The organism is Cryobacterium sp. Y62, from assembly GCF_002929785.1.
Lineage (GTDB): Bacteria > Actinomycetota > Actinomycetes > Actinomycetales > Microbacteriaceae > Cryobacterium.
Map to the genome: position 1 here is coordinate 1 of NZ_PJJK01000027.1, position 2458 is coordinate 2458.

General features: G+C 64.4%; 3 protein-coding genes. 1 reads left to right on the forward strand and 2 read right to left on the reverse strand.

Going from position 1 to position 2458, the window contains the following annotated elements; translation table 11 throughout:
• The coding region (locus CXY71_RS00240; RefSeq protein WP_233204304.1) for a hypothetical protein at nt 1-305 on the forward strand (305 nt) is incomplete at its 5' end.
• 132 nt (nt 306-437) lie between these two features.
• Here the strand turns inward: CXY71_RS00240 and CXY71_RS00245 are convergent.
• On the reverse strand, nt 438-848 hold the full coding sequence (locus CXY71_RS00245) for a heme-binding protein (RefSeq protein ID WP_233204305.1): 411 nt from the start codon (nt 846-848) through the stop codon (nt 438-440).
• A gap of 86 nt (nt 849-934) precedes the next feature.
• Nucleotides 935-2284, reverse strand: coding sequence for an aminopeptidase C (locus CXY71_RS00250; protein ID WP_104133745.1), 1350 nt, complete (start codon nt 2282-2284; stop codon nt 935-937).
• Nucleotides 2285-2458 lie beyond the last annotated feature (174 nt).

A 2458-nucleotide genomic window follows, 5' to 3' on the forward strand; every position in this document is an offset into this window, starting at 1 on the left:
AGGCACGACCGCTGGACCGTCACACCATGCCGCTCACCGGCCTCAACGTGCCGCTCGTCCCGAACCGACCCGGTTTTCAGGCCGCCATTATGTTGGCGGCTTCGTCTTTAATCGGGCAGTTTGATCTCGTGTTCCTCGGGCCGGACGTGCCGCGAAGCCGCCTGTTGTTGTACCAATCGACCCTGTCGAAAGAGCGGACATCGACGTCAGCCAGGGTCTTCAGCGGGCCCGTCGCGAAGGGCGAGTTCTTCGAAGCTGAGGCTCGCTCGGGAGCGGCGAAAACGCTCAGCGAATGCTCCACGTAGCGCTCACAGAACGCCGCCAAAGAGCACCACAAGTCGCACGGCAACGTTCACCGACCCAGATCGAGGTATCGATTTCGGCTCCCGTGCTGCCCTATCCCGGTGATGTGGACAGGGCAGCCCCCGGAGGGTGGCTTATGTCAGAGGGGCTTTGGCGCCTGCTTCGGCGACGGCCTGGTCCTGCTCGCCGGAGCCGCCGCTGACGCCGACGGCGCCGACCACTTCGCCGTCGCGGGTGAGTGGGATGCCGCCGGCGAAGATCATGATCCGGCCATGGTTGCTGGCGTGGATGCCGTAGTACTGCTGGTTGGGCTGGGAGTTATCGCCCAGGTCCTTGGTTTGGATGTCGAAGGCCCGGGCGGTAAAGGCCTTGTTGATCGAGATGTCGATGCCGCCAAGCCAGGCACCGTCCATCCGGACGTGAGAGATGAGGTTGCCGCCGGCGTCGGCGACGGCGATGTTCATGGGCTGGCCGATCTCGGAGGCCTTGGCCTCTGCTGCGGTGATGATGATGCGGGCGTCCGCAAGTGTCAGTGTCAGTGTCATGATGGTTCTCCTCGATCGGGTGGGGGCCACGGATGTCGTCCGCGGCGGGGTGGTTGGACGGGTAACGGGGCAGGCGCCGGGCGTCCCTACGCCAGTGCTCCCATGGGGTCCCAGGCCGGCAGCACTGCGGGTTCGGCATCCAGTGCCTGCCGCAGCTCCGGGGACAGCCGCCACTTGTTGACCACGACCTCGAAGACGTACTCGTCGAACCAGTTGTCCGCCATGGTGAAGAAACCCTGGTCGCCGGCTTCCTCGCCCCAGCTGTTCTCCACCCGCCAGCGGCGCGTTTCGCCGTCGAGCACGTCAACGCCGGTCAGGAGCATGGCGTGGGTCATGGCCGATTCGCCAAAGCGGACACGCGCCTCCTTGTCCATGGCCAGTTCGGCACCATAGAGCCCTGCGTAGTCGTACAGGCGGGCATCCCAGATGCCGTCCTTGCGGACCATCTGCGGGCCCACGTCGCACCCGAACCAGACCGGTTCCCCATCCAGGATGGCGTCCTTGGCCAGCCGCTTGGCCAGGCCGATGTCCACGTTAAGGTAGAGCACCGGTTCCGCGTCGATTACATTGCCCAGGTGCGCGACGGTCAGGGTGGTTCCCTTCGGATGGTCCGTCCTGGGGTCGTCGACCAGGCATACGTAGTCATCGAGGTTGATGGTGGTGTACTTGGCCAGAAATTGTTGCGGCGTCAGGATGCCCTCGCGGTGGAAGCACTTCGCATCATCGGTGTATTCCCAGTCGACGGCGGACGGCGGGGTGCCCAGGTGCAGGGCGAGGATCCGGTGAACGTCGGCGATGATCCGTGCCTTCGCCTGTTCCTGCCCGGCTGTGTCGCCGTCGTGGCGGAGCCTGCGCAACTCTTGCGCCCCGCGGCGCAGGAGGGAGCGCAGGACGGCGTTCATGCGGCCCGTGTTGGAAGAGGACTCAGTTTCCGGCATGGCCGACTTTGGCACGGCCCCGTACTTGCGGAAGATGTTCACCGCCATGTTCCACTGGCCGCCGTCGCCCAGGACGGTATGCAGCAGCCACTGCACCAGACGGTCGTCCTCCCCGCGTTCAGCGGTTTCCAGGATGGACTCCAGGAAGTAGTTGGCGCGCTCCAGCTTGTCGAAATACGTGGCGTAGTTCTGGGAAAACTCAAACTCCTTCACGCCCAGGGTCTGCTTGGCGCCGACCCGCAGCAAGTTCAGGGCCGCGAAGAGCCAGCAGCGGCCGGACTTCTTCTGGTTGGTGACTTTCCAGTCGTCGATGCGGTTTGAAACCGTGGTGGACAGGGACGTCGCCACCTCGTGGTCAATGGCGAGCTCATCGACGCTGATGCGGACAATAGCATTTTGCCTCTGCTTCAGGACGGGGTCCGCCGAGAAGGACTCGTGCAGGGCCGTGAGCTGCCCGGAGGTCAGGGACGCGACGGTAAGTTCCGTTGAAGTAGTCATGCCGTCCACCTTGCCACATGCATCAAACCCGGAACCGTGACCGCATCCTTGAAGATGAACGGCCCGGCCCGACGAGCGAAGAGCAGCTGAGGACCTGAAAACCGGGTCGGTTCGGGACGAGCGGCACGTTGAGGCCGGTGAGCGGCATGGTGTGACGGTCCAGCGGTCGTGCCT